We start from the raw sequence: 25,311 nt of genomic DNA on the forward strand, positions 1-25,311 counted from the left end.
TGTTCCGTACACGAAAGGGCGTCATGCCCTTTTTTGATTTCCGGGATTCGAAATCCATGATCGAAGTTACGCTCCCGGACGGCAGCAAGAAGCCGTTCGACCATCCCGTCACCGTGCAGGACGTGGCCGCTTCCATCGGTGCGGGCCTGGCCAAGGCGACGCTCGCCGGCAAGGTCGACGGCAAGCTGGTCGACGCCAGCTTTCCGATCGGCCACGACGCGCGCGTGGAGATCGTCACCGAGAAGAGTCCCGAGGCGCTGGAGGTCCTGCGCCATTCCACCGCGCACCTGCTGGCGCAGGCCGTGCAGCGCCTGTATCCCGGCGCCCAAGTCACGATCGGCCCGGTGATCGACAACGGCTTCTATTACGACTTCGCCTACGAACGGCCCTTCACGCCCGACGATCTGCTGAAGATCGAGGCGGAGATGGAAAAGATCGTCAAGGAGGCGTTGCCGGTTTCGCGCTCGGTGAAGTCGCGCGACGAGGCGGTCGAGTTCTTCCGTGGCATGGGCGAGAACTACAAGGCCGAGATCATCGAATCGATTCCGGCCAACGAGGAGCTTTCGCTCTATACCCAGGGCGAATTCACCGACCTTTGCCGCGGCCCGCACGTGCCCAACACGGGCAAGCTGCGCGCGTTCAAGCTGATGAAAGTGGCCGGCGCCTATTGGCGTGGCGATTCCAGCAACGCGATGCTCACCCGCATCTACGGCACCGCCTGGCTCAACGACAAGGACCTCAAGGCCTACCTGCACCAGTTGGAGGAGGCGGAAAAGCGTGACCACCGCAAGATCGGCAAGGCGCTGGACCTGTTCCACCAGCAGGAAGAAGGCCCGGGCATGGTGTTCTGGCACCCCAACGGCTGGGCGATCTGGCAGCAGGTGGAGCAGTACATGCGCCGCGTCTACCGCAAGAGCGGCTACCAGGAAGTGCGCTGTCCGCAGGTGCTGGACGTGTCGCTGTGGAAGAAGTCCGGCCACTGGGACAACTACGCGGAGAACATGTTCTTCACCGAGTCGGAGAAGCACACCTACGCGTTGAAGCCAATGAACTGCCCGGGCCACGTGCAGATCTTCAACGCCGGCCTGCACAGCTACCGCGAGCTGCCGATCCGCTACGGCGAGTTCGGCGGCTGCCACCGCAACGAGCCCTCCGGTGCGCTGCACGGCATCATGCGCGTACGCGCCTTCACCCAGGACGACGGCCACGTGTTCTGCACGCCCGAGCAGATCGAGCCGGAAGTGACCGCCTTCCACCAGCAGGCCATGCAGGTCTATGCCGATTTCGGCTTCCAGGACATCGCGCTCAAGATCGCGCTGCGCCCGGACAAGCGCATCGGTTCGGACCAGGTGTGGGACCGCGCCGAGGACGCGCTGCGCAAGGCGCTGGCCTCCGCCGGCGTGCAGTGGGAGGAGCTCCCCGGCGAGGGCGCCTTCTACGGCCCCAAGATCGAGTACCACATGAAGGACTCGATCGGCCGCGCCTGGCAGGTCGGCACCATGCAGGTGGATTTCATGATGCCCGAGCGCCTGGGCGCCGAGTACGTGGACGAAAGCTCGCAGAAGCGCCACCCGGTCATGCTGCACCGCGCGATCGTGGGCTCGATGGAGCGTTTCATCGGCATCCTGATCGAGCACCATGCCGGCAACCTGCCGGCCTGGCTGGCGCCGGTGCAGGCGGCTGTGTTTTCCATCACCGACGCCCAGGCCGGTTATGTCCAGGAGGTGACGCAAGCCCTTGTGGACAAAGGCTTCCGGGTACAGGCCGATTTGCGCAACGAAAAAGTCGGCTATAAAATCCGCGAGCATACGCTGCAGAAAGTGCCCTACCTGCTTGTCGTCGGAGATCGCGAAAAGGAGGCTGGGGCCGTTTCCGTGCGTACCCGTTCGGGCGAGGACCTGGGCAGCATGCCGCTGACGGCCTTCATCGAACGCCTAGAGGCCGAAACGCGGCGTTGATGTTCCGTGTGGCCTAATTCAATTAACTCTTCTGGAGGATAGTGGTATCGCTACCACCGACAACAAGGGCAATCGCCGTAACCTCGAAATCCGCGTGCCGCGCGTGCGCGTGATCGGCGCCGACTCGGAACAGCTGGGCATCCTTACCCGCGACGAGGCGCTGTCACTGGCGCAGGAAGCCGGCATGGACCTGGTCGAGATCCAGCCCAACGGCGACCCGCCGGTCTGCCGCATCATGGATTACGGCAAGTTCAAGTTCGAAGCCCAGAAGAAGGCGTCCGCCGCCAAGAAGAAGCAGAAGCAGGTCGAGATCAAGGAAGTGAAGTTCCGTCCGGTCACGGACGTGGGCGACTACCAGATCAAGCTGCGCAACATGCTTCGCTTCCTGGAAGAGGGCGACAAGGTCAAGGTCACCATCCGCTTCCGCGGCCGCGAGATGTCCCACCAGGACCTGGGCCAGAACCTGGCCAGGAAGATCCAGGAGGACGTCGGCGACAACGGCCAGGTGGAATCCTTTCCCAGGCTGGAAGGGCGCCAGATGGTCATGATGATCGGACCGAAGAAGAAGCAGTAAACGGAAAGGCGGCCTGAGGGCCGCCTTTTTTTGTCTTCACTCGGAACCCGCTTCCCCCCGGGGAGAGGGCAGGGTGAGAGCTGCAGGGGCTCGCGGAAGGGGTAGGGGCGAGCAGGCTTGCTTGCAAGGCTTCGCCTTCACTCGATTCCCCGCAAGGGCGGCCGCTCGCCCAACCGTCTGCGGAAGAGGAGAGGGAGCAGGTCGCGCTCGCTTCAGCTTTCGAATCGCACCAGCACGGCGTCCGCTTCGACGAACTCGCCCTGGGCCGCGCTGACGCTTTCGACGATGCCGGCACGCGGGGCCTTCAGCGCCAGCTCCATCTTCATCGCCTCCATCACCAACAGCTCCTGGCCCTCCTGGACGCTGTCGCCGGCCTTCGTCCTGACCAGCACGATGCGGCCGGGCATCGGCGCCACGACCTGGTTGCCGCCGGCGCTTTCGGTCGAGGCCCAGGCGAAGGCGGGCGCGCGGACAAAGCGATGGCGGCGGCCGGCGGCGTCGTGCAGCAGCACGCGGGTATCGTCGACCAGCGCGCTCAGGCGCTGCGCCTCACCGTCGAAGCGGGCGCTCAGGGCGTCGGATTCCAGGCGTGCGCCTTGGACGTCACAGGCCGCTTCACCGTGTTCGAGCCGGTAGTCGCCGCCATGGCCGTGCGCGGCGATTTCATAGCGCTGCTCGTGCAGCGACAGCGCCACCACGCGCTTGCCGGCGTGGCCGATGCGCCAGGCGTCGGCGCTGGCCCAGGGCGAGTGCGGATCGGCCGGGTCGGCCGCCACGCTGCGCTCTTCCTGCAGCAGCGCCGCGGTGGCCGCAGCGAACAGCAGGCGGTCGGCCGGCGTCGCGTCGCCCTGGAGGAACTGGTCCAGGTGCCGGTCGAGGTAGCCGGTGTCGATGCGACCCTCGACCACGGACGGGTGCCGCGCCAGCCGCTCGAGGAAGGCGATGTTGGACTTCGGCCCCACGATCTCGCAGCGGGCCAGCGCCTCGCGCAGCCGCTCCAGCGCCTGCGGGCGGTCCACGTCCCACACGATCAGCTTGGCGATCATCGGGTCGTAAAAGATGGTGACGGTGTCGCCCTCGACCACGCCACCGTCGATCCGCACGTGCCTGGACGGCGCGGGCAGACGCAGCTTGAGCAGCCGGCCCGAGCCGGGCAGGAAGTTCTGTTCCGGGTCCTCGGCGTACAGGCGCACCTCGATGGCATGGCCCTGAGCGTGGATCTGCTCCTGCTTCAGCGGTAGCGGCTGGCCGGCGGCCACGCGCAGCTGCCACTCGACCAGGTCCAGGCCCAGCGTCTCCTCGGTGACCGGGTGCTCGACCTGCAGGCGCGTGTTCATCTCCATGAAGAAGAACGCGCCGTCGGCGCCGACGATGAATTCCACCGTGCCCGCGCCCACGTAGTGGACCGCCTTGGCGGCCGCCACCGCAGCCTCGCCCATGGCCCGGCGGCGCTCAGGCGTGAGGAAAGGCGAGGGCGTCTCCTCCAGCACTTTCTGGTAGCGCCGCTGCGAGGAGCATTCGCGCTCGTTGAGATGGATCACGTTGCCGTGCGTATCGCCGAACACCTGGAACTCGATGTGGCGCGGGTGCTCGACGTAGCGCTCCAGGATCACCCGCGTGTCGCCGAAGGCGTTGGCCGACTCGCGCTGGGCCGAGGCCAGCGCGTCGGCAAACTCGCCCTCGCCGTGCACGATGCGCATGCCCTTGCCGCCGCCGCCGGCCGCGGCCTTGATCATCAGCGGGAAGCCGGTCCGGCGCGCCTGCTCGGCCAGGTGCGCCGGGTTCTGGTTCTCGCCGTGGTAGCCCGGCACCAGCGGTACCGCGTGCTTCTCCATCAACGCCTTGGCGGCGGCCTTGGAGCCCATCGCGTCGATGCTTTCGGGCTTGGGGCCGATGAACACGATACCGGCCTCGACGCAGGCGCGGGCGAAGCCGGTGTTCTCCGACAGGAAGCCGTAGCCGGGATGGATCGCCTGGGCGCCGGTCTTCTTCGCGACATCGAGGATGGTCTCGCCGCGCAGGTAGGAATCGGCCGGGCGCGGGCCGCCGATCGGCCAGGCCTCGTCGGCCAGGCGCACGTGCTGGGCGTCCCTGTCGGCCTCCGAGTACACCGCGATGGTGTGGATGCCGAGGCGACGGCAGCTGCGGATCACGCGGCAGGCGATCTCGCCGCGGTTGGCGATCAGTACGCGCTCGAACATGCAGGGTTGTCCCTAGGTCGATGCAAAGCCCGCAAAGCTAGCAGATAAGCCGTGTGTAGCCGATGCGCAGCGCAGCACGGCGTATCATGGACGCTTTGGAGCCCGGGCCCAGCCAGCGTTGCGTCGGAAGCGCCCCATCCGTCGGGCCGTCATCCCGCGAAGCGGAAATCCGTTTTTGACCGGGAAGACCAGGGACAGGATGGATTCCCCCGCTTTTCGCCGGAACGAGCCCCGAAGGGCCGAGGGCCTTCGCATGGAGAACACCCTTTGAAGAAGTCCGATTTCGATTTCGACCTGCCGCCGGAACTGATCGCTCAGGCCCCGTTGCCGGAGCGTTCGGCCAGCCGGCTGCTGTGGCTCGACCCTGCCGCGCATGCGCTGGAGGACCGCCACTTCCGCGAACTGCCCTCGTTCCTGCGCCCGGGCGACCTGGTGGTGTTCAACGACACCCGCGTGCTGCCGGCGCGGTTGTACGGGAACAAGGAGTCCGGCGGCGCGGTGGAGATCCTGATCGAGCGCGTCACCGGCACGCACGAGGCCACCGTGCAGCTGGGCGTGAGCAAGAAGCCCAAGGAGGGCGGACGGATCGAACTGGGCGACGGCAGCCATGCCACGGTGCTCGGCCGCGAGGGGGCGTTCTTCAAGCTGCGTTTCGAGTCGCCCGAGCCGCTGGAGAAGCTGCTCTTGAAGTTGGGCGAAATGCCGCTGCCGCCCTACATCGAGCGCCACGCCGACGCCACCGACCTGGAGCGCTACCAGACCGTCTACGCCCGCGAGCCCGGCGCCGTGGCGGCGCCCACCGCCGGCCTGCATTTCGACGAGCCCCTGCTCACGAGCCTGCGCGAGCTGGGCGTGGACACCGGCTACGTCACCCTGCACGTAGGCGCGGGCACCTTCCAGCCGATGCGGGTGGAGGACGTCCACCAGCACACCATGCACCGCGAATGGCTCAATGTGGGCGCCTGCCTGGTGGAGAAGGTGCGCCGCGCGCGCGCCGCCGGCGGGCGGGTGATCGCGGTGGGCACCACGGTGGTGCGCGCGCTGGAGAGCGCCACGCGCGAGGGCCAGTTGCAGCCGTTTGCGGGCGAGACGCAGATCTTCATCTTTCCCGGCTACCGCATCACCAGCATCGACGGACTGATCACCAACTTCCACCTGCCGCAATCGACCCTGCTGATGCTGGTGTCGGCGCTGGCCGGGCGGGAATTCGTGCTGGATGCCTACCGACATGCGGTGCGTCAGCGGTACCGGTTCTTCTCCTATGGCGACGCGATGCTGATCCTTCCCCGCGCCTCGAACTAAGCCCCTGCCAGGGAAGGGAAGGCACGGCGATGCGATAATGCCGCGATGACTTCCATGACTTTCGATCTGCTGGCCCGCGACGGCGCCGCCCGCCGCGGCCGCCTGGCCTTCGCCCGCGGTACGGTGGAAACCCCCGCGTTCATGCCCGTGGGCACCTACGGCTCGGTCAAGGCGATGACCCCGCGCGACCTCACCGAGCTCGGCGCCGAGATCGTCCTGGGCAACACCTTCCATCTCTACCTGCGGCCAGGCCTGGAGATCGTGGAGAAGTTCGCCGGCCTGCACCGCTTCATCGGCTGGGACAAACCGATCCTCACCGATTCGGGCGGCTTCCAGGTGTTCTCGCTGGCGCACAAGCGCAAGCTGGCCGAGGAAGGGGTGACCTTCGCCTCGCCGGTGGACGGTTCCAAGGTGTTCCTGTCGCCCGAAGTGTCGATGAAGATCCAGACCGTGCTGGACTCGGACATCGCCATGATCTTCGACGAGTGCACGCCCTATCCGGCCACCGAGAAGCAGGCGGAAGACTCGATGGCCATGTCGCTGCGCTGGGCCGAGCGCTCGCGCCTCGCGTTCGATCAGTTGCAACGTGCCTGTTCAAAGCCGCCCAACGCGCTGTTCGGCATCGTGCAGGGCGGCGTGTACGAGCCGCTGCGCCGGCGTTCGGCCGAAGGCCTGGTCGGCATCGGCTTCGACGGCTACGCGGTCGGCGGCCTGGCCGTGGGCGAGCCGGAGGCCGAACGCAACCGCACGCTGGACTTCACCGTGGCCATGCTGCCTGCGGACATGCCGCGCTACCTGATGGGCGTGGGACGGCCGGAGGACATCGTGGAAGCCGTGTGCCGCGGCATCGACATGTTCGACTGCGTGATGCCCACCCGCAACGCGCGCAACGGCTTCCTGTTCGTGCCCGAGGGGACGCTGCGCATCCGCAACGCCAAGTACGCCGACGACACCCGCGTGATCGAGGAAGGCTGCGACTGCTACGCCTGCGCCAACGGCTTCTCGCGCGCCTACCTGCGCCACCTGGACCGCTGCAACGAGATCCTCGCCAGTACGCTGGCCACCCACCACAACCTGCGCCACTACCAGCGGTTGATGGCCGGGCTGCGCGGGGCGATCGCGGCCGGTACGCTGGAGGACTTCGTCGCCGCCTTCTACGCCCGGCGGCGGGGGGCCGCGGCCTGAAGTCCCCGCACGGGCGGGCGCCGGCGGAACTTTCCGGGCGGCGCCCGTTCCATGGCGACGGCGCTTGCAAACGCCCGTGCGCGGCGCCATGACCCGTGAACGCGCCGTGCATGCCCCGGGGGTGCATGGCATAATCCAAGACCTTTTTCCGGCGCGGGCCGAAATCTTGAGCCCGCGCCACAACTTGCAGGATGAAACGATGAGTCTTCCGATGCCGCTCGTGATCGCCCAGGCCGCTCCCGCCGCCGCACCGGGCAATCCGCTCTTCAGCTTCCTGCCGCTGATCGCGCTGTTCGCGATCTTCTACTTCCTGATGATCCGCCCGCAAATGAAGCGCCAGAAGGAGCACCGCAACCTGGTGGCCGCGCTGGCCAAGGGCGATGAGGTGGTCAGCAACGGCGGCATCGCCGGCCGCGTGGAGGAGGTGGGCGAGAGCTTCCTCACTGTCGAGATCGCGCCGAACGTGAAGATCAAGCTGCAGAAGGGCGCCGTATCGCAGGTGCTGCCCAAGGGCACGCTGAAGGCCTCCTGATCCCAAGGCCGGCAAAGGCCATCCGCCGCGGCCGAGGGGGCCGCGGCCTTCGAAGTAACGAGAACGGGCTTCTTAAGGCATGAGTGACTTTCCACGCTGGAAATACGCGCTGGTCGCGTTGGTATTGCTGCTGGGCATCGTCTACGCGCTGCCCAACGCCTTCCCGCCGGTGCCGTCGGTGCAGGTGATCGCCACGCACGGCGCGGTGCTCGACAGCTCGGTCGAGCAGAAGGTCGCCGCGGCCCTGAAGCAGCAGAACGTGCCCTACAGCGGCCTCAAGGTCGAGGGCGACCACCTGGTGGCCGACTTCGCCAACGCCGACGTGCAGGCCAAGGCCGCCGACGTGGTCAAGGGCGCGCTGGGCGACAACTACACCGTTGCGCTCAACCTGGCATCCACCGTTCCGGCCTGGCTGCGCGCCATCCACGCCAACTCCATGCCGCTGGGCCTGGACCTGCAGGGCGGCGTGCACTTCCTGATGGCGGTGGACCAGAACGCGGTGGTCGACAAGCAGGAAGAGCGCTACGCCGACGACATCCGCAGCCTGCTGCGCGAGAAGAACATCCGCTACGAATCGGTCGCGCGCAACGCGCAGCGCGGGCAGGGCGTGGCCGTGGTGCTGCGTTCGGCCGCGGACCGCAGCGCGGCCGCCGCCACGATCGGCGCGGAGTATCCGGACCTCATCGTGCAGGACGGCCCCAGCACCGGCGACCGTTTCCTGCTCAACGTCACGGTCAAGCCGGAGAAGCTGCGCGAACTGGCGCTGGCCACCATCCGCCAGAACACCGGCACGCTGCGCAACCGCGTCAACGCGCTCGGCGTCTCCGAGCCGGTGATCCAGCAGCAGGGCGAGGACCAGATCGTGGTCGAGCTCGCCGGCGTGCAGAACCCGGCCGAGGCCAAGAAGGTGATCGGTGCCATCGCCACCCTGGAATACCGTGCCGGCATCGGCTATCCGGGCGATCCGCGTGCGGTCGAGGCGGCGCGCACCGGCAACGTGCCGCCGGACGCCAACCTCTATTACGAGCGCGGCACCAACCGGCCGGTGCTGGTCAGCAAGCGCATCATCGCCACTGGCGATGAGCTGGTGGATGCCGCCTCCGGCGTCGACCAGCAGAGCGGCACGCCCAAGGTGGACGTCACCCTGAGCGCCTCCGGCGCCAAGAAGATGCTCGACTTCACCAGCGCCAACGTCGGCAAGCCGATGGCGGTGGTGTACGTGGAAACCGTGTACGACACCAAGATGGTCGACGGCAAGGAAGTGCGCGTGCCGCACACCACGCAGGAGGTCATCAGCGACGCGACCATCCAGGGCGTGTTCGGCAAGCAGTTCCAGACCACCGGCCTGGCCACGCCCAAGGAAGCCTCCGAGCTCGCGCTGCTGCTCAAGGGTGGCTCGCTGGCCGCGCCCATGGACATCGTCTCGCAGAACGTGGTCGGCCCGAGCCTGGGCCAGGACAACATCAAGCAGGGCCTGCGCGCCGTGTTGCTGGGCCTGGGGCTGGTGCTGCTGGCGGCGGCAATCTACTACCACCTGTTCGGCCTGGTGGCGGACATCGCGCTGTTCTTCAACCTGGTGATCCTGGTCGCGGTGATGTCGATGATCGGCGTGACCCTGACCATGCCGGGCATCGCCGGCATCGTGCTGACCCTGGGCATGGCGATCGACGCCAACGTGCTGATCTGCGAGCGCGTGCGCGAGGAGCTGCGCAACGGCTCCAGCCCGCACGCCTCGATCCGCGCCGGCTACGAGAAGGCCTGGGCGACCATCCTGGATGCCAACGTGACCCACCTGATCGCCGCGCTGGCGCTGACCACGATGGGCTCCGGCCCGATCAAGGGCTTCGGCGTGACGCTGTTCATCGGCATCATGACCTCGATGTTCACGTCGGTCACCGTGACCCACGCGATCACCGCGCTGATCCACGGCAACCGCAAGCTCAAGACGCTGTCGGTCTAAGCCTGTCGGTCTAGGCATTGAAGAGTGCGGCCACGGACGGCCGCGTTACCCCGGAGACGGATCTCCGTACAGAGAATCCCACGATGGAAATCTTCAACCACAACGCCAACGTGCCCTTCCTGCGCATGCGCAAGGTCAGCGTGGCCATCGCCATCCTGCTGGTGATCGCGTCGGTCGTGCTTATCTTCACCCGCGGGCTCAACTACGGCCTGGACTTCACCGGTGGCATCTCGGTGGAGGTCAAGTACGCCAGCACCATCGACATCGGCGACGTACGCAAGGCGCTGGACCAGGCCGGCATCGAGAACCCGGTGGTGCAGAGCCTGGGCGGCTCGCGCCAGGTGGTGATCCGCCTGCAGCCGAAGGACGACAAGGCCGCCGCCGCGGCCACCGCCGGCCAGAGCGAATCGGCCCGGGCCGACAAGGTCGCCGCCGACGTGATGGCGGCGCTCAAGAAGGAGCGTCCGGACGCCACCCTGAGCAGCCGCAACTTCGTCACCGCGCAGGTCGGCGACGAGCTCAAGAGCGACGGCTCGATCGCGGCGATCTTCGTGATCATCGGCATCGGCATCTACCTGTGGATCCGCTTCGAGCGGCGTTTCGCCGTGGCGGCGCTGCTCACCGAGGTGCACGACACGCTGGTGACGCTGGGCGTGATCGCGCTGGTGCAGCGCGAGTTCGACATGACCGTGCTGGCCTCGGTGCTGGCGGTGATCGGCTACTCGATCAACGACAAGGTGGTGGTGTTCGACCGTATCCGTGAACTCTTCCGCCTCTCGCGCAAGGCCGAGCCGGAGGAGATCCTCAACCGCTCGATCAACACCACGCTGTCGCGAACCATCATCACCTCTCTGTTCACCGGCATCACCATGGCGGCGCTGTACTTCTTCGGTGGCACGGCGGTGCACGGCTTCGCGATCACCATGCTGATCGGCATCGTGGTGGGCACGCTGTCCTCGATCTTCGTGGCCAGCCCGATCCTGCTGTGGCTGGGCGTATCGAAGAAGGATCTGATGCCGCAGACCAAGGACAACCCGGAGCTGGCACGCCGGCCCTAGCCGGTTCCCCAGCCCTCGAAGGAGCCCGGCCCGCGCCGGGCTTTTTCTTTTGGGGCCAGCGTCCCGCCTGCCCGGCGGCGATCGATTCCGCCCAGGGCTGCGTCCGAAGGGGGGCGGAGCGCCCTGGAGTCGGGGATCCTGCCGGTGCGTATTCCCATACCCATCCTGCCGCGTTCAATTTTTCCGCCGCGCGACCGATAACCGTGGAGGCTGCAAGGCGCGCGCCCCGGAGTTTGAAATGCTGGTCTTGGTTGGAACCTTCATCGTGATCGGCTGCGTGCTGGGCGGCTACGTGATGTCGCACGGACAACTGCTGGCGCTCTGGCAACCCTACGAATTGCTGATCATTTTCGGGGGAGCGATCGGCGCCTTTCTGACTGCCAACCCCAGCAAGGTGGTCAAGGCTGCCCTGCGCGAGGCGGCGGCGCTGGTGAAGGGCCCGGCCTACCGCAAGCAGGACTATGTGGATCTGCTTGCGCTGCTCTACGACATCTTCGGCGTGATGCGCAAGGAAGGCGTGCTGGGCATGGAATCGCACATCGAGGACCCGCAGGCGAGCCCGGTGTTCTCGGCCTATCCGCGCCTGCTCGGGGAGCACCACCTGGTGGAATTCATCACCGACTGCCTGCGCCTGATCGTGGGTGGCAGCATGGAGCCGCACGAACTGGAGGCCTTGCTGGACGCCGAGGTCGAGAACCACCACCACGAGGCCGAGGCGCCCTCCCAGGCGGTGGCGAAGATGGCCGACGCGCTGCCCGGCTTCGGCATCGTGGCCGCCGTGCTCGGCATCGTCACCACGATGTCCAACCTGGGCGGCGATACCTCGCGCATCGGCGAGCACATCGCCGGCGCGCTGGTCGGCACCTTCCTGGGGATCCTGCTGTGCTATGGCTTCATCGGCCCGCTGGCCGCGGCGATGGAGAGCCGCGTGCGCGAGGACGGCAAGGCCTACGAGTGCGTCAAGGTGGCCCTGCTGGCCAACCTGCGCGGCTACAACCCCAAGGTGGCGGTGGAGTTCGCGCGCAAGGCGCTCTCGGCGCATGCGCGCCCCAACTTCCAGGACCTGGAAGACCATCTCAAGGGCGCCCGCGCCGGAGCCGGTGCATGAGCGAGGGAGGCGGCCAGCCGATCATCATCAAGCGGGTGAGGAAGCGGGCGCACGGCTACCACGGCGGTGCCTGGAAGGTGGCCTACGCCGATTTCGTCACGGCGATGATGGCGTTCTTCCTGGTGATGTGGATCCTGGGCGCCGGTACGCGCGAGCAGAAGGCGGCGATCTCCGAGTATTTCAAGAACCCCAGCATGACGCCGGGCAACGCGACCGTGGCGCCGCCCGGGCGCATGGGCCCGGGTGGCGCCAGCGACGCGGCCGTGCAGCTCGGCGGCGCGATGGACCTGTCGCACGGCCCGGGCAAGGACCGCCACAACGGCCCGCCCGGCGCGGCCTCCAAGGAAGAGATCGACAAGCGCGCCCGCGCGCAGGAAAAGGCACGCCTGCAGGAGCTCATGCAGCAACTCAACGCGGCCATCCAGAAGAGCCAGGCGCTGGCGCCGTTCAAGGACCAGCTATTGCTGGACATCACGCCCGAGGGCCTGCGCATCCAGATCGTGGACAAGCTCAACCGTCCGATGTTCGACACCGGCAGCGCGCAGCTGAAGGACTACACGCGCCTGATCCTCAGCGAGGTGGGTACCTTCATCAACCGCGTGCCCAACCGTGTCAGCATCACCGGCCACACCGACGATGCGCCCTACGCCAACGACAAGGACTACAGCAACTGGGAGCTCTCCACCGACCGCGCCAATGCCGCGCGCCGCGCGCTGGTGGCCGGCGGCATGGAGAAGGGCAAGACCGCGCGTGTGGTGGGCCTGGCGGCGTCGGTGCCGCTGGACAAGGCCCACCCGGACAACCCGATCAATCGGCGCATCAGCATCATCGTCATGACCAAGGAAGCGGAGGCGGCGGCGCTGTCGCAAGACGTGGTGGATGGCAACCCGGCGCCGGGCGCGCGCATGCCGACGGCGGCGCTGGTTCCTGCGGTCGCACCAGCCGGGGCCTCGCCCGCGCCCGAAAGGCCGGCCGGCACGTCGCCCGCCGCCGAACCGGTCGCAGCGAGCGCCTTGCCGGTGCCGCCCACCTTGCGCCCGGCCGGGCGCTGAGGCGCGGCTCAGTCTTCCTGCACGGTCGGCAGCGGAATGGCGATGTGGCAGACCAGTCCGTCTTCACGGTAGTCGAAGCTCACCGCACCGTTGCGTGCGGGATCGAGTGAACGCTCGATCAGGCGGGTGCCGAAGCCCTTGCGGGTGGGCGGCGACACCGGGGGGCCGCCGTGCTCGACCCAGTCCAGATGGAGGACGCGTCCGCCCGCACCCTCGGCGACTCGCCAATGGATGCGCACGCCGCCGCCCCGGTCGCCCAGCGCGCCGTACTTGATCGCGTTGGTCGCCAGCTCGTGCAGGGCCATGGCGAAGGCCAGCGCATGCTGCGGAGGCAGCCGCACGCGCGGGCCGTCGATCTCGAAGCGTTCGCTGCCGCGGAAGTTGTGCGAGCGTGCCATCTGCCTGACCAGCTCGCTCAGCAGCGCGCTTTGCCAGTGCTCGCGCGTGAGCACGTCGTGGGCATGCGAGAGCGAGATCAGCCGGGCATTGAATACCTCGGCCGCGCTTTCCACCGAGGTGGCGCCGCTGAAGGATTGCGCCGCCAGCGACTGCACGATCGCCAGGGTGTTCTTCACCCGGTGGTTGAGTTCGTTGATCATGGTGCGTTGCTGCTGCTCGGCCAGCTTGCGCTCCCCCACGTCGACGATCAGGCCCGCGAAGTAGGTCGGCCGGCGGTCGGCGTCGTGCTCGCAGCGACCGGAGGCCTCGACCCACAGGTAGCTGTCGTCGGGCTGGCGAATGCGGTACTGGCAGCGGTAGGGCGCACCGGTGTTCAGGCTCTCCCGGACGCGCTCCTCCACCTCGGGCAAGTCCTGCGGGTGGATGCTCTGAAGGAAGGCCGAAACGGGCAGTCCGGCAGCCGCCTCCGCCGGGTCGAGCGAGAAGCTGCGCGCGAAACGGCTGTCGGCCGTCACCCGGTCGTTCTGCACGTCCCACAGCCAGGTGCCGATCACCGCGCCGGCGTCGAGCGCGAGTTCCACCTGCTCGCGGGCGCGTTGGTAGCCGCGTTCGGCCAGTACGCGAGTGGTGGTTTCCACCACGATCGCGAGGAAGCCGCGCGGCACGCCGTCGCCATCGCGCAGCGGCGTGTAGTCCAGGTCGAGCCAAACGTTCTCGGCATGGCCGTTGCGGAACAGCACCAGCGGCTGGTCCTTGAAGGACAGCGAGCCACCCGCCAGGGTCACGTCGAGCACGTGCTGGTTGAAGTCGGCCACCTCCGGCCAGGCGGCCAGCACGTTCAGGCCCAGCAGGTAAGGATGGCGGCCGCCGGCGAAGCCGGCATAGGCGTCGTTGTAGATGAGCTGGGCGTCGGGTCCCCAGGCCATCACCATCGGCAGCTGGCTGGAGAGGGCGATGTCGACGGCCGTGCGCAACGCCTGCGGCCATTGTTCCAGCGGACCCAGCGCCGTCGCTGCCCAGTCGTAGCCGCGCACGCGTGCGGGCATGTCTGGTGGGGATCGCATCCGTTCCGGGTCGTCCATGGCGGCCTGATCATAGGTATCTGGAGCAACTATAGGGCGCGCCCGTGCAGGGCGCGCGTTATGTGGCGCGCTGTCGCCGCAGCCGCTCGTCGAGCTCAGCCAGTCGTGCGGGTGTGCCGACGTCGGTCCAGGTCCCGCGGTGGTGCGTGCCGTGCGCGCGGCCTGCGGCCATGGCCGCGCGCAGCAGCGGCGCGAGCTTGAAGCGCGCCGGGGTCGACTCCAGGCACGCCGATTCGCCGATCACAGCGCGCCAGTCCCGGAGCAGTTCCGGCCGGTACACACCGATGCCGCTGAAGGTCAGCCGCGGGTCGCCCTCGGCGTGCAAGCGCCCTTCGGCGTCGAGCATGAAATCGCCCTGCGGGTGGTGCGCGGGGTTGTCCACCATCACCAGTTGGGCGAGGCCCTGCGGTTGCGGCGGCAGGCCGGCGTAGTCCACGTCGCTGTGGATGTCGCCGTTCACGGCCAGGAACGGTGCGTCGTCCAGCAACGGCAGCGCGTTGAGCATGCCGCCGCCGGTCTCCAACGGCGTCGGCCCTTCATAGGCGTAGCGGATGCGCAGGCCCCAGCGGCTGCCGTCGCCGAGCGCCTCGGGGAACTGGCCGGCCAGGTGCGAGGTGTTGATGACCACGTAATGCACGCCGGCGGCGGCGAGTTTCTCCAGGTGCCACACGATCAGCGGTTTGCCGCCGGCCTCCAGCAGCGGCTTGGGGTGGTGGTCGGTGAGCGGGCGCATGCGCTCGCCCAGCCCGGCGGCGAAGATCAGCGCGTGCCTCATGCGGCTACCGGCTCGGTGATGTCGCGACTGCCGACGCAGCGCTCGACCAGCGCGGCGAAGTCGGCCAGTTCCGGGTAGCGGCGCGCCACGCCCAGCACGTAACCGAGCACGCGCGGCAGGTCGGCGAGGTAACCGGGCTTGCCGTCGCGGTACCACAGGCGGCAGAAGATGCCGAGCACCTTGACGTGCCGCTGCAGGCCGATCAGGTCGAACCAGCGGCGGAAGCGCGTGGCGTCGACCGATGGATCGATCAGGCCGGCCTCCTCGGCGCGGCGGCGGTAGGCTTCGGCCCAGTCCAGCACGCGCGCCTCGTCCCAGGCGATGTAGCAGTCGCGCAGCAGCGAGGCCAGGTCGTAGGCGAGCGGGCCGTACAGCGCGCCCTGGAAGTCGATAATGCCGGGGCTCAAGAGTCCCGGCGCAATGATGCCGGGATTCGACAGCAGCGCCGGATCGGCCGGCGCCTCGACGATCAGCAGATTGCGGCTGTGGAAGTCGCGGTGCACGAACACCCGCGGCTGCTCGGCGGCGTTGTGCAGCAGCACGGTGAAGGCCTGCTCGATCACGTCCCATTCCTCGCACGCGGGCGTGTAACCCAGGTGGCGCTGCAGGAACCATTCGGGCATCAGCTCCAGTTCCCGCTGCAGGAAGGCGTGGTTGTAGGGCGGCAGCGAGGAGCCGTCGACCGCGCTCTGGATGCGCAGCAGCGCCTCCATCGCCTGGCCGTAGAGCGCATCGGCGCTGGACGCGTCCAGGGCGGGCAGGTAGAGCCGGTGGCCCAGGTCCTCGATCAGCAGAAAGCCCTGCGCCAGGTCGTGCGCCCGCACGGCCGGCACGTGCAGGCCGGCGGCGCGCAGACGCTCGCCGATGGCGAGCCAGGGGGCGGGATCTTCCAGCGCCGGGGGCGAGTCCATAACGATCCAGCTGCTGCCGTCGCAATGCGTGCGCCAGTAGCTGCGGAAACTGGCGTCGGCAGAAGCGGGTTCCAGGGTAAGCGAGTCGTCGTGGAGGGCGGCGCGGGCCCAGGCGAGGCGGTCGGCGGCGCGGTCGGAAGCGGCGGTCATGGGGGCGTCGGGCGGGAGGATCGCGCCAGCTTAGCGAGCCGGCGAGGATGCGGTCCATCGGCACCCGCGCATTCCGCCAGCGACACCGCGAAGGCCTGCCCGGAAGCCCCGCGGTTCATCTGGCGGAAACGCCATCTGCGATACTCGTGCAGGCGCGCCTGCGCCGCGCCGTCGCTGAACCGGCCCCAGGGAAGCCAAGGGAAACGCAGCACCACCTTTTTCCTGGAGCCCCATCCACATGACCCGACGATCCGGAAGCGCCGACCTGCCGCTGCACGGCGGACGCGTGCCGCGCTGGCTGGCCGACCGCATGACGCGGCTGGGTGCGCTGATGGTCGAGGCGATCGTGCGCGAGTACGGCCGCGACGAGTTACTGCGCCGCCTGGCGCATCCGTTCTGGTTCCAGTCCTTCGGCGCCGTGATGGGCATGGACTGGCATTCCTCAGGCATCACCACCAGCGTGATCGGCGCGCTCAAGCGCGGGCTCGCGCCACTGTCGAAGGAACTCGGCCTCCACGTCTGCGGCGGGCGCGGCAAACATTCGCGCGCCACGCCGGCTGAACTGGTCGCAATCGGCGAACGGGTCGGCTTCGACGGCACCGCGCTGGCCACCGCCAGCCGACTGGTGGCCAAGGTGGACAGCGCTGCGGTGCAGGACGGCTTCGACCTCTACCTGCACGGTTTCATCGTCAGCGACGACGGCCGATGGGTGGTGGTGCAGCAGGGCATGAACGGCGAGCGCCGGCAGGCGCGGCGCTACCACTGGCTGTCGGAAAACCTCACGAGCTTCGTGGACGATCCGCACGCGGCAGTCGATGGACGGAGCCAGGGCCGCATCGTGAACCTCGCCGACCGCCGCGCGCACGCCTCGCGCGTGGCGCAGCTCGACTTGCTGCAGACGCTGGGCCCCGACCGCATCGCGCGCGAGTTCGCGCGCATCGAGGGCGAGCCTGCCGCCGCAACTTCTGACGACCAGCCGTTGCAACTGGGTCTGCTGCCGCATCTGGCCATGCCGGATCATCACGACGTGCGCGCAAGCAACGTGGTCGCGCGCCGCCTGCATGGCGCACTGGCAGCCGCGGCGGAAAACGGCCCGCGCGACTTCACCGAGTTGCTTCAGGTGGCCGGCGTGGGCGCGCGCACCGTGAGGGCGCTGGCGATGGTCGCCGAAGTAGTGCACGGCACGCCGTGTCGTTTCAGCGATCCGGCGCGCTTCTCGCTGGCCCATGGCGGCAAGGACCGCCACCCGTTTCCGGTGCCCACGCGCGTGTACGACCACACCATTGGCGTCCTCAAGTCGGCGGTCGAGAGCGCCAGGCTTGGGCGCGAGGAACAACTGGCCGCGCTGAAACGGCTGGACGATCAGGCCCGCCGCCTGGAGCAATACGCCACCGGGCCGTCGGTGGAGCAGTACATCGTGCAGGAGCGCCAGCACTCCCACGAGTACGGCGGCCGCAGCGTGTTCGGCTGGGAGCCGCCGGCGGTTGTGCCGCCAGCGAGTGGCCGAAAGAAGGCGTCGTAGCCGGTGCCCCTTCGCCTTCGGGGCCGCTGTTTCGCGTGAGCCTCACTGGTGGCGCATGTCGCCATCGCCGATGCCTTGGCGAACGCGCCGTTCCGTCCCGCCGTTCGGCGCGACCCGAGGCGGGTCGGGAGGCGTCGACTCAGTGCCCGCGACGGGGCTGTCAGGGGTCAACCTGTCGGCCAATCGCCGGTCCAGTCGCCAGTCGCCGAGATAGCCATGCAGGAACAACAGTCCGGTCCACAGGGAAGCCACGGTGGCCGGGATGGTCGGTCGAAGGTCGGCGTGGGTGGCCACGATCAGTCCCGCGTGTCGCCGTGCAGCGCGGTGGTGCGCATCGAGGCGCGCGTGCAGAAGTCCGCGTACCAGGCGGCCAGCCGCGGCCGGCCCGCCTGGAAAGCGTAGATCGCGCGGAATTCGATCCAGCTCAATGTGGTGGCCAGCGCGATCGTACCGATGTCTGCGGAAAGGTTCTCGGCGAGCTCGGCCTCCAGATAGTCGCAGGCGGCGACGACCTTCTGCAGCTGGCCCTCATGCATGGCCGGCCAACGCAGAGCTTCGGGGCGGCGCTCGGCCTCCCAGCGCACCGCGATGCCGGCGTCGGCCATGCCTTGCGCCAGCGCCTGCAGTCGCAGCGCACGGTAACGCTGGGCGGGGGTGCTCGGAATGAGCATGTGCTGCCCGTCGAGCTCATCGAGGTACTCGCAGATGACGTTCGAGTCGAACAGCACCCGCCCGCCATCGATCAGCACGGGCACCTTGCCGAGCGGGTTGAGGGTGAACACCTCTGCGTTGCGGCGGGTGGGGCTGGTCTCGTGGTGGACGACTTCGAGGCGGTCGGCGATGCCCAGCTCGTGGGCGGCGACCAGCACCTTGCGGGCGTAGGGTGAATGGGTCTGGTAAAGCAGCTTCATGGGGGACTCCGTCGAGGGGATGGGCTCAGCCGGCGAGCAGGCGCGCCCGCATCGGGCCGGAAAGATTGGCGCCGGTGAGCACGGTCGCAACGCGCCGGCCGGCGTGATGCAGGGGTTGCGCCAGCACGGCGGCCACGCCGACGGCGGCGGCCGGTTCGACGTCGTGGCCCAGGTGCCGGTGGATCAGCCGCATGGCGTCGAAGATCTGCGACTCGGAGACCGCGACGCTGGCATCGCAGCAGCTACGCAGGTAGTCGAGCGTGGCGGCGATCGGCGCACGCACGGCGATGCCGTCAGCGATCGTGTCGGCGCGCGCGGTGGCGACCACGTGCCCGGCATCGAGCGAGAGCTTCATCGCCGGCGCGCCGGCGGCCACCGCGGCGATGATCCGCACGGTGGGTGCGAGCCGGCGCAGCACGGTCGCGATGCCGGCCAGCAGGGCGCCGTTGCCGAGAGGTACAACCAAGGTGTCGAAGTCGGCATCGCGCAGCAGCTCCAGAGCCACGGTGCCGGCGCCTTCGGCAATCGCTGCCTCGGCGCCGTCTTCCACATAGCGCAGGTCGTCTTCGGCCGCATGGGCACGCGCCGCGTCCTTGGCGGCGTCGAAGTCGTCGCCCTCCAGCACCACCCGCGCGCCGAAGCGGCGCATCGCTTCGACTTTCACCGGGTTGGCGTCGCATGCCGCGAACACCGTGCAGGCATGGCCGCGCCGTGCCGCCGCGCGGGCGAGGCCCTGGCCGAAGTTGCCGGCGGACGCACAACACACCGCTTCGGCAGCCGCCAGTTCGGTGGCGCAGAAGAGCTCCGCGCCGCGGCCCTTGAACGACCCGATCGCATTGGCGAGCTCGATCTTCGCGAGCAACCGGCAACCCAGCATGCGGTCGAGCGCATCGTCGCGGACCAGCGGCGTCTGGAGGAACAGCGGATCGATGTACCGGGCTGCCTGCACGATGCGGTCGAAGCGAGGGATGGGCGCCATGGCCGGCCTTGCAGTGGGGACGGCTGATCATGCTAGGGTCCGCCCGCGCAGCCTGGCCGCATTCATTGCGGGCAAAACAGGATTTCTCCCCGACCTCCGAGGCATAGCCGCCGATGGCCATCGATCTGGACAAATTCGACCGCGGCATCCTCGCGATCATGCAGACCGACGCGCGTCGTTCGGCCGAGTCGATCGGCGCACAGGTCGGCCTGTCGGCCTCGGCCGTGCAGCGGCGGCTGGCCCGGCTGCGCGAGGATGGAGTGATCCGGGCCGAGGTAGCGCTGGTCGATCCGGCGTGTGCGGGACGGCCGCTGACCGTGATCGCCGATGTCGAGGTCGAGCGGGAGCGTCCCGAACTGCAGCTTCGCCTCAAGCAGTGGATCGCTGCGGAGCCAGCGATCCAGGAGGCGTGGTACGTCACCGGCGAGGGCGACTACGTGCTGATCGTCGCCGTGCGCGACGTGCAGGCATACGAGGCCCTGATGCAGCGGCTGATGATCGAGAACGCCAACGTGCTGCGCTTCCGGACCCGCGTTGCATTGGGGACGCTCAAGCGTGGGCTGGCACTCTCGCTGGAAGAGCCGGCGGCCTGAAGGGCCACCGAACACGCGATGGCGGCCGGCCACGGTTCACCGGCCCGGCGGCCGCGCATCGCTACTCGTGCCCGTGCGCCTGTACCGTCGCCTTGCGCTCCTGCTTGCCCCAGCCCACCGACGGGCCACGGATGGCCGTCCAAACCGAGCGGACCACCACGTAGTACATCAGCTGGCGGTAGCCGAAACGCTGCAGCACCATCCACCACAAGAGGCTCCATTTCTCCTTCTTCTCCATCGCGAAGGCGAGCGCACCGGCGGCGAGGTCCACGGCCATGAACACGGCGTAGAAGACCGCCATTTTCTCCAGGTTGTCGTAGTTGAACTGCGCGCGGTGCTGCAGGTAGTCCAGCCCGGTGGCGATCAGTTGCCAGAGCATCAACAGGTCGACCAGCGGCGAGACCACCGAGAAGACGATCTGGAACAGCCACACCTGCGGCAGCGCGACCAGTCCCAGCGCGCCGTAGCGCGGATTGAAGGTGGCGCGGCGGTGCTTCCACAGGCACTGCAGTGTGCCGAAGGCCCAGCGGAAGCGCTGGCGGGCGAGGCCGCGCGCGGTGTCCGGCGCCTCGGTCCATGCCACTGCCGTGCTGTCGAACAAGGCCGTATAGCCGGCCATCTGCACGGCCAGGGTGAGGTCCTGGTCCTCCGCCAGGGTGTCGCCGGGGAAGCCGCCGAGCGCCTCCAGCGCGGCGCGCCGCCAGGCGCCCACGGCGCCTGGCACCACGGTGATCGTGCCCAGCGCCGCCAGCGCACGGCGCTCCAGATTCTGCGCAGTGATGTATTCCAGCGCCTGCCACAGCGTGATCAGGTTGATCCGGTTGCCGACCTTGGCGTTGCCCGCCACCGCGCCGACCTTGGGATCGGCGAACCAGCGCACCAGCCGCGCGATGGTGTGCGGTTCGAACTGCGTGTCGGCGTCCAGCGCCACCACCACCTCGCCGCGCGAGGCGCGCAACGCGGTGTTCACCGCGTTGGCCTTGCCGCCGTTGGGGATGCGGATCAGCTTCACGCGCGGCTCGTCGGCGAACTGGCGCTGGACCACCTCGGCGGTGGCGTCGGTGGAGCCGTCGTCGACCACCACCACCTCCAGGTCGACGTGCTTGCTCTTGAGGATGCGGCCGATGGAGCTGGCGATCACCTTCTCCTCGTTGAAAGCAGGGATCAGCACCGACACGCGCGGCGCGAAGTCGCCGGCTGGCGCATGGCGGCGCCGGTCGCGGATCCAGTTGGCGATCGCCAGGCCGCCGAGCACCAGCAGCCGCGCCACGCCCAGCAGCACGGCGGTGATGAACAGCCAGCGCAGGAAATGGCCGAACCAGCCCAGCGTCAGGAACACCGAACGGTCGGCCCAGCGCGCCAGCGAGCCGGGCGGCAGCGGCGGCATGGCCTGGTCGCGGGTCAGTCCGGCCAGCTGCGACACGGTGACGAACTGATAGCCCTGCGCGCGCAGCCCGTCGATGATGCGCGGCAGCGCCGCCACCGTCTGCGAGCGCTCGCCGCCGCCGTCGTGCAGCAGCACCACGCGGCTCTGCCGGTCCGGGCTCTGGTGGGCGACCTGCGCCAGCACGCTGTCGACGATCCGGTCGGCCGGCAGGCGCTGCCAGTCGTCCGGGTCGATGTGCAGGCCGACCGAGATGTAGCCCATGTTTTGCGCAATCTGGATCGGCACCAATTCGTCGGCGGTGGTCGGTTCGGCGTCGCCGAAGTAGGGCGCGCGGAACAGCCGCATCGAGCGGCCGGTAAGCGCCTCGAACAGCCGCTGTGTCGCGTTTAGCTCGAGCGACACCAGCCCCGGCGGCATCTCGCCGAGGTTGGGATGGGTGAAGGTGTGGTTGCCGACGTCGTGGCCTTCATCGATCTCGCGCTGCACCAGCCGGGGCGACATCTCGGCTGCCTCGCCGATGATGAAGAAAGTAGACGGGACGTGCTTGGCCTTGAGGATGTCCAGGATCTGCGGCGTCCACTCCGCGTCCGGGCCGTCGTCGAAGGTCAGCGCGATCTGCTTGGGCGCGGTGCCCACGCGCTGGATCACGTAGGAGCTGGGCAGCGCCGTGTAGTGCTCGTCGTCGACGCTGCCGTCGTCCTTGTCCAGCTCGAGGGTGCGCGTGCCGGGCGAGGGCGAGGAGGCGATCTGCAGCACCTCGCCCTGGCCCTCGATGTCGATGTCCTGGCCCGCGTCGATCGATTGCAGTTCCTTCGGCGCGGGCGCGTCATACGGACGGCCGAGCACCGACCAGATCGACGGGTCCTCCGAGCCCAGGCGCCACACCGCGTAGCCCCAGGGCTTGTAGCCGTCGGCCGCATGCACCTGGTTGAAGGCGGTGGCGCCGTCGAGGAACCACACCTGGTGCTCGGTGCCGTCATCCTCGCTGTAGGAGTAGTGCGGGTTCTCGCTGTCGGCGTCGAAGTCGATGCTGGCCTGGGCATCCTTGGCGCGGTCCATCGCGTCCTGGAAAGTCAGCGCCTCGGCGGTGCGGCCGGTCGCCCAGTCGTAGCCGTAGCTGCCCAGCGCGACCAGGGTCTGGTCCGGGTCCAGCTCCTTCATGCGCTTGTCCAGCGTCTGCTCGAACCACTCCTGGCCGGCGATGCTGCCCGGGTCCTTGCCGGCCCAGTGCTGGTCGTAGGCCATCAGCAGCTCGAAGTCGACGATGTCGGCGAAGCCCTTGTAGTCCCAGCTCTCGTCGTCGAACGGCACCGACAGCACGATGCCCCAGCCGTGCGGCGCGAAGGCGTCGGACAGTTCGCCGAGGAAGGTCTTGAAGTCCGCCTGCGCCTCCGGCGGGACGTCCTCGAAGTCCACCGTGATGCCCTGGAAATGGTAGGCGGCCAGGAAGCCGACGATTTCGCTGATGCGCCCCTGGCGGCGCGCGGGATCGGCCAGCAGCTTGGCCAGGCCCGCGCCGTCCCATTGCATGTTCGCCGCGTTCTGCAGCAATGGCAGGATCGGCATGGAGGGCTTGTTGCGGCGGATCAGGTTCAGCGCCTTGGCGTCGACCGCCGTGTGCAGCGCCATGTCCGGGCCGCTCACGCTGAGCCAGGAGGGGATCACCCAGTCCAGCGTCGGCAGCGCACGCTTGAGCGCGGGGTAGCTGCTGTCGTCCCAGTTGACGTAGAAGCCGATCGCCAGCGGGCGGTCGCCGGGCCGGTCCAGCGACGGTGGCGGCGTGTGCGCCTGGCCGGTGCGGGTGATCGTGCGGCGGCGAAGCTGGCGCTCGCGTGCGCGCACCTCGGCGGCGAGCTTCTCGGCCGGCCGCACCAATTGCGGCGCCGCGGCCTTGGCGTGCAGCCCGTGCTCGTGCCGGCCCAGGCTCAGCACGCCCAGGCTCGGCCCCACGAAAAGGCTCACCGCGCAGGCGACCACCAGCAAGGTGCTGACCACGGCCAGCGCCAGGCCGAAGCGCGAGACGCGGCTGGCGCGGCGGCCCGTGGGGTCATAGAAGATCGGTTTCCTGTGCATGCCTGCTCGCGGGCCAACGTAGGGGGGGGGCAGTGCAAATTGTCGCCGCAAACCGGTGAACTGTGGCCTAGCAATTGCACGCCGCCGGGACGCGACCGCTCATCCGCCGTGCGCCTGCGCCAGGCAGCGCTGGTAGCGGCCATCGACGCGGTGGGCGAACCAGGCGGTGGTGAGCTTGCGGGTGATCTTGGGGCTTTCCAGCCGGATGTGCGGCAGCATCGCCCGCGGCAGCGGCTTGCCCGCGCTTCGCTCGGCAAGCTCGTACACGCGCCGGTACAGGTCGGTGCGGACCAAGTCCGGGCTTTCGCCCTGGGCGAGGGCGTCGTGGATGTCGCCCGGATCCATGTCCAGCCGGCGTGCCAGCGTGCGCACCGCGGCTTCGGTGGCGCCAGTACCGCCCTGGTAGCTCAGCAGGTCGCCGTCCAGGTCCAGTGGAATGCCTGCGGCGATCGCCACCGCGTTCTGGAACGCCGCGTTGCGGCTAGCGTAGAAGCCGGCGTTGTAGTCGGCGAAGCGGTACAGCATCTGCGGGTAGTCGGCCGGATAAGCGAGCAGGTGCGCCGTGCCGAAATAAAGGCTGCCGCGGCGCCCGAACACCTCGTGGCGGATCGATCCCTCGACCGGGTAGGGGTAGCCATGCGCCCTGGCGAAATCTTCGGCGAAGGCCACGCTCACCTGCATCGGGCCGCCGGTGCGCACCGGGTTGTCGTCGTCGAACAGGCGCCGGCCCAGCGGCACCATGCCGATGAAATCCTCATACAGGCGGCTGAGGTCGCGCTCGGTACGCGCCGTCGCCAGGCGTTGCTCGTAGGTGCGCCCGTCGGGCGACTTCAGGGACAGCGCGGCGTGCACGAGAAACGCCGGCACGTGGTGCTGCGCGGCGCGGCGGTCGAGTTCGGCGCGCGCGATGCGGCCCAGGCCGGGCACCGAGGGATCGACCTGGAACCCCGACTCCTGCCCGGCCACCGCCAGCGCTGCGCAAAGGTTGGCATCGGTGGGCGGGATGTCGAGCGCGGCGAAGGCGGCGTACAGGTCGGTCGCCCAGCCGGCGCGGTCGCGCGTGTCCGCCGGCAGCAGGCGTACGATCTGCGCGCGCACCTCGGCCGGCCGGCTTTGCGGCGCCTGCACGCGGGGACGGGCGCAGCCGCCCAGCAGAACCAGCAGGCACGCGACGCAGGCGAGCGCGAGGGCAGATCGCATCCCGGTCACCTGCGCCGCTGCCGCTTCCAGCGCAGCCAGCGCCGCTCCAGCAGGATCATCGTGCGGCGCGTCGGACGGCGCAGGAACGGCAGGTCCTGCGCCAGCAGCAGCAAGCCGAGCGGCAGCATCCACAGGCCCAGCAGTGGCAGGAAGCTGAAGATGCCGCCCAGGACCAACAGTACGCCTGCCGGGATGCGCAGCCAGCGCGAGGAGGGCGCGCGCAGCCAGCGTATCGGCAGGGCGATCCGGGCGGGCAGCCGGCGTTCCAGCCGGCCGAGCAGTCGATGGAGGCGGTGGATGTCTTTGGTCACCCGGTGGCTCACGGTCGAGGCAGCCGCCATTCGACGATGCTCGGGACCAAATGGCCAGCCGGGCCGCGCCGACCGGTTCAGCCAGGGC

21 protein-coding genes are annotated in these 25,311 nt (G+C 68.7%); 11 read left to right on the forward strand and 10 right to left on the reverse strand.

Going from position 1 to position 25,311, the window contains the following annotated elements; translation table 11 throughout:
- Window positions 1-56 precede the first annotated feature (56 nt).
- A complete protein-coding gene (gene thrS, locus VGU65_RS07580; protein ID WP_327474302.1) occupies window positions 57-1,958 on the forward strand; it encodes a threonine--tRNA ligase in 1,902 nt (633 codons plus the stop codon).
- Window positions 1,959-2,004: 46 nt separating this feature from the next.
- Window positions 2,005-2,532: a translation initiation factor IF-3 gene (gene infC, locus VGU65_RS07585; protein WP_414655805.1), complete on the forward strand. Its 528-nt coding sequence runs from the start codon at window positions 2,005-2,007 to the stop codon at window positions 2,530-2,532.
- Window positions 2,533-2,744: 212 nt separating this feature from the next.
- Here infC and VGU65_RS07590 read toward each other — a convergent pair whose 3' ends face one another.
- Window positions 2,745-4,733, reverse strand: a complete 1,989-nt coding sequence (locus tag VGU65_RS07590) for an ATP-binding protein (RefSeq protein WP_327474304.1) — start codon at window positions 4,731-4,733, stop codon at window positions 2,745-2,747.
- Between the two features lie 267 nt (window positions 4,734-5,000).
- On the opposite strand from VGU65_RS07590, the gene queA reads away from it, so the two are divergent.
- From queA to motB, 7 genes are all read left to right on the forward strand, one after another.
- Window positions 5,001-6,035: a tRNA preQ1(34) S-adenosylmethionine ribosyltransferase-isomerase QueA gene (gene queA, locus VGU65_RS07595; protein WP_327474306.1), complete on the forward strand. Its 1,035-nt coding sequence runs from the start codon at window positions 5,001-5,003 to the stop codon at window positions 6,033-6,035.
- Between the two features lie 45 nt (window positions 6,036-6,080).
- Window positions 6,081-7,220, forward strand: a complete 1,140-nt coding sequence (tgt, locus tag VGU65_RS07600) for a tRNA guanosine(34) transglycosylase Tgt (RefSeq protein ID WP_327474308.1) — start codon at window positions 6,081-6,083, stop codon at window positions 7,218-7,220.
- 199 nt (window positions 7,221-7,419) lie between these two features.
- Window positions 7,420-7,752, forward strand: coding sequence for a preprotein translocase subunit YajC (yajC, locus tag VGU65_RS07605; protein WP_327474310.1), 333 nt, complete (start codon window positions 7,420-7,422; stop codon window positions 7,750-7,752).
- 79 nt (window positions 7,753-7,831) lie between these two features.
- The gene (gene secD, locus VGU65_RS07610; protein ID WP_327474312.1) at window positions 7,832-9,712 is read left to right on the forward strand and encodes a protein translocase subunit SecD; all 1,881 of its coding nucleotides are present in this window, start codon (window positions 7,832-7,834) and stop codon (window positions 9,710-9,712) included.
- Window positions 9,713-9,795: 83 nt separating this feature from the next.
- On the forward strand, window positions 9,796-10,770 hold the full coding sequence (gene secF / locus VGU65_RS07615) for a protein translocase subunit SecF (protein WP_327474314.1): 975 nt from the start codon (window positions 9,796-9,798) through the stop codon (window positions 10,768-10,770).
- 238 nt (window positions 10,771-11,008) lie between these two features.
- Complete coding sequence (motA, locus tag VGU65_RS07620) at window positions 11,009-11,878, forward strand: flagellar motor stator protein MotA (RefSeq protein ID WP_327474316.1); 870 nt, start codon at window positions 11,009-11,011, stop codon at window positions 11,876-11,878.
- Window positions 11,875-12,930, forward strand: a complete 1,056-nt coding sequence (gene motB, locus VGU65_RS07625; RefSeq protein WP_327474318.1) for a flagellar motor protein MotB — start codon at window positions 11,875-11,877, stop codon at window positions 12,928-12,930. Before motA ends, motB begins: the two co-directional genes overlap by 4 nt.
- An 8-nt stretch (window positions 12,931-12,938) precedes the next feature.
- Here motB and VGU65_RS07630 read toward each other — a convergent pair whose 3' ends face one another.
- From VGU65_RS07630 to VGU65_RS07640, 3 genes are all read right to left on the reverse strand, one after another.
- On the reverse strand, window positions 12,939-14,393 hold the full coding sequence (locus tag VGU65_RS07630) for a sensor histidine kinase (RefSeq protein WP_327474320.1): 1,455 nt from the start codon (window positions 14,391-14,393) through the stop codon (window positions 12,939-12,941).
- A gap of 76 nt (window positions 14,394-14,469) precedes the next feature.
- Window positions 14,470-15,186, reverse strand: coding sequence for an N-acetylmuramate alpha-1-phosphate uridylyltransferase MurU (gene murU / locus VGU65_RS07635; protein ID WP_327474322.1), 717 nt, complete (start codon window positions 15,184-15,186; stop codon window positions 14,470-14,472).
- Complete coding sequence (locus tag VGU65_RS07640) at window positions 15,183-16,247, reverse strand: aminoglycoside phosphotransferase family protein (RefSeq protein WP_327474324.1); 1,065 nt, start codon at window positions 16,245-16,247, stop codon at window positions 15,183-15,185. Before VGU65_RS07640 ends, murU begins: the two co-directional genes overlap by 4 nt.
- A 238-nt stretch (window positions 16,248-16,485) precedes the next feature.
- On the opposite strand from VGU65_RS07640, the gene VGU65_RS07645 reads away from it, so the two are divergent.
- Window positions 16,486-17,769, forward strand: coding sequence for a DUF763 domain-containing protein (locus VGU65_RS07645; RefSeq protein ID WP_327474326.1), 1,284 nt, complete (start codon window positions 16,486-16,488; stop codon window positions 17,767-17,769).
- 42 nt (window positions 17,770-17,811) lie between these two features.
- Here VGU65_RS07645 and VGU65_RS07650 read toward each other — a convergent pair whose 3' ends face one another.
- The 3 genes from VGU65_RS07650 to VGU65_RS07660 are packed head-to-tail and all read right to left on the reverse strand — an operon-like array spanning window position 17,812 to window position 19,659.
- Complete coding sequence (locus VGU65_RS07650; protein ID WP_327474328.1) at window positions 17,812-18,063, reverse strand: hypothetical protein; 252 nt, start codon at window positions 18,061-18,063, stop codon at window positions 17,812-17,814.
- Between the two features lie 2 nt (window positions 18,064-18,065).
- Window positions 18,066-18,680, reverse strand: coding sequence for a glutathione S-transferase family protein (locus tag VGU65_RS07655; protein WP_327474330.1), 615 nt, complete (start codon window positions 18,678-18,680; stop codon window positions 18,066-18,068).
- Between the two features lie 25 nt (window positions 18,681-18,705).
- On the reverse strand, window positions 18,706-19,659 hold the full coding sequence (locus tag VGU65_RS07660) for a threonine ammonia-lyase (protein WP_327474331.1): 954 nt from the start codon (window positions 19,657-19,659) through the stop codon (window positions 18,706-18,708).
- A 113-nt stretch (window positions 19,660-19,772) separates the two neighbouring features.
- Here VGU65_RS07660 and VGU65_RS07665 point away from each other — a divergent pair, with 113 nt between their 5' ends.
- Complete coding sequence (locus tag VGU65_RS07665) at window positions 19,773-20,252, forward strand: Lrp/AsnC family transcriptional regulator (protein WP_327474334.1); 480 nt, start codon at window positions 19,773-19,775, stop codon at window positions 20,250-20,252.
- 61 nt (window positions 20,253-20,313) lie between these two features.
- On the opposite strand, the gene VGU65_RS07670 is transcribed toward VGU65_RS07665, so the two are convergent.
- The 3 genes from VGU65_RS07670 to VGU65_RS07680 all read right to left on the reverse strand — a co-directional run bounded on the left by VGU65_RS07670 (window position 20,314) and on the right by VGU65_RS07680 (window position 25,253).
- The gene (locus VGU65_RS07670) at window positions 20,314-23,712 is read right to left on the reverse strand and encodes a trifunctional glycoside hydrolase family 18/polysaccharide deacetylase/glycosyltransferase family 2 protein (RefSeq protein ID WP_327474336.1); all 3,399 of its coding nucleotides are present in this window, start codon (window positions 23,710-23,712) and stop codon (window positions 20,314-20,316) included.
- 99 nt (window positions 23,713-23,811) lie between these two features.
- Window positions 23,812-24,912 (reverse strand): DUF1615 domain-containing protein, encoded by a 1,101-nt coding sequence (locus VGU65_RS07675; RefSeq protein WP_327474338.1) that lies wholly within the window; start codon window positions 24,910-24,912, stop codon window positions 23,812-23,814.
- A 5-nt stretch (window positions 24,913-24,917) separates the two neighbouring features.
- Window positions 24,918-25,253, reverse strand: coding sequence for a hypothetical protein (locus VGU65_RS07680; protein WP_327474340.1), 336 nt, complete (start codon window positions 25,251-25,253; stop codon window positions 24,918-24,920).
- Window positions 25,254-25,311 lie beyond the last annotated feature (58 nt).

The sequence above is a fragment of the Frateuria sp. genome, assembly GCF_035943815.1.
Taxonomy (GTDB): domain Bacteria; phylum Pseudomonadota; class Gammaproteobacteria; order Xanthomonadales; family Rhodanobacteraceae; genus Frateuria_A.

What these genes read in the sequence shown, in the direction of transcription:
- thrS (WP_327474302.1), top strand. Translation starts at nt 57, where the DNA reads ATGATCGAAGTTACGCTCCCGGACGGCAGCAAGAAGCCGTTCGACCAT.
- VGU65_RS07590 (WP_327474304.1), bottom strand. Translation starts at nt 4,733, where the DNA reads ATGTTCGAGCGCGTACTGATCGCCAACCGCGGCGAGATCGCCTGCCGC.
- tgt (WP_327474308.1), top strand. Translation starts at nt 6,081, where the DNA reads ATGACTTCCATGACTTTCGATCTGCTGGCCCGCGACGGCGCCGCCCGC.
- yajC (WP_327474310.1), top strand. Translation starts at nt 7,420, where the DNA reads ATGAGTCTTCCGATGCCGCTCGTGATCGCCCAGGCCGCTCCCGCCGCC.
- secD (WP_327474312.1), top strand. Translation starts at nt 7,832, where the DNA reads ATGAGTGACTTTCCACGCTGGAAATACGCGCTGGTCGCGTTGGTATTG.
- secF (WP_327474314.1), top strand. Translation starts at nt 9,796, where the DNA reads ATGGAAATCTTCAACCACAACGCCAACGTGCCCTTCCTGCGCATGCGC.
- motA (WP_327474316.1), top strand. Translation starts at nt 11,009, where the DNA reads ATGCTGGTCTTGGTTGGAACCTTCATCGTGATCGGCTGCGTGCTGGGC.
- motB (WP_327474318.1), top strand. Translation starts at nt 11,875, where the DNA reads ATGAGCGAGGGAGGCGGCCAGCCGATCATCATCAAGCGGGTGAGGAAG.
- VGU65_RS07630 (WP_327474320.1), bottom strand. Translation starts at nt 14,393, where the DNA reads ATGCGATCCCCACCAGACATGCCCGCACGCGTGCGCGGCTACGACTGG.
- murU (WP_327474322.1), bottom strand. Translation starts at nt 15,186, where the DNA reads ATGAGGCACGCGCTGATCTTCGCCGCCGGGCTGGGCGAGCGCATGCGC.
- VGU65_RS07640 (WP_327474324.1), bottom strand. Translation starts at nt 16,247, where the DNA reads ATGACCGCCGCTTCCGACCGCGCCGCCGACCGCCTCGCCTGGGCCCGC.
- VGU65_RS07645 (WP_327474326.1), top strand. Translation starts at nt 16,486, where the DNA reads ATGACCCGACGATCCGGAAGCGCCGACCTGCCGCTGCACGGCGGACGC.
- VGU65_RS07655 (WP_327474330.1), bottom strand. Translation starts at nt 18,680, where the DNA reads ATGAAGCTGCTTTACCAGACCCATTCACCCTACGCCCGCAAGGTGCTG.
- VGU65_RS07660 (WP_327474331.1), bottom strand. Translation starts at nt 19,659, where the DNA reads ATGGCGCCCATCCCTCGCTTCGACCGCATCGTGCAGGCAGCCCGGTAC.
- VGU65_RS07665 (WP_327474334.1), top strand. Translation starts at nt 19,773, where the DNA reads ATGGCCATCGATCTGGACAAATTCGACCGCGGCATCCTCGCGATCATG.
- VGU65_RS07670 (WP_327474336.1), bottom strand. Translation starts at nt 23,712, where the DNA reads ATGCACAGGAAACCGATCTTCTATGACCCCACGGGCCGCCGCGCCAGC.
- VGU65_RS07675 (WP_327474338.1), bottom strand. Translation starts at nt 24,912, where the DNA reads ATGCGATCTGCCCTCGCGCTCGCCTGCGTCGCGTGCCTGCTGGTTCTG.
- VGU65_RS07680 (WP_327474340.1), bottom strand. Translation starts at nt 25,253, where the DNA reads ATGGCGGCTGCCTCGACCGTGAGCCACCGGGTGACCAAAGACATCCAC.